1 pseudogene is annotated in these 529 nt (G+C 59.2%); it reads right to left on the bottom strand.

The features are described from left to right. Positions 1-529 (bottom strand): annotated as a pseudogene (locus Q7C20_RS27125) (type IV secretion protein Rhs); the annotation flags it as partial.

Here is a 529-nt window from a genome sequence, read left to right as displayed (position 1 = left end):
TTGTCGTATTGATAGCTGCTGAGAAGTTTTCCCTGGCCGCGCTGGTGTTCTCGGCCGGCTTCGAATGTATGGGTGGTCAGTACGCTGCCGTTCAGTTCAACCGTTTGGAGGTCGCCGCCCTTTTTGTGGTTGAAAACCAGCCGGTTGTTGTCCGGCAGTCGCAGGTTTTTGAGCTGACCGCAGGCGTCGTAGCCGTAGCGCAGGGTGCCCCAGCCCTGGTGTTCGGCGGTGAGGCGGTTTTGCTGGTCGTATTCGTAAGCGAGCGCCCAGTGGCCGTCATTGACGCCGAGGAGGTTGCCTTGGCGGTCGTAGGTGTAATCGACGCTTTTGCCATCGGGGAGGGTTTTTCGTACGAGGCGCCCGGCGTGGTCTCGCTCGTAACGGGTGACTAGCTGACTGCCGTCGTCGCCGTATTCGGTCTTTTCCTGTAGGTTGCCATTGAGGTCGTAGACGTAGGCGGTGCGCTGGCCGTCAAAGCCAACCTCTTGCTGGATCAGGCCGTTGGGATGGTATTGCAACGCATAGGTCT

It is taken from the genome of Pseudomonas sp. AMR01, assembly GCF_041946035.1.
GTDB lineage: Bacteria > Pseudomonadota > Gammaproteobacteria > Pseudomonadales > Pseudomonadaceae > Aquipseudomonas > Aquipseudomonas antarctica_B.
The sequence above is the reverse complement of the archived record's forward strand: the minus strand, read 5'-3'. Positions and strand labels throughout refer to the sequence as shown.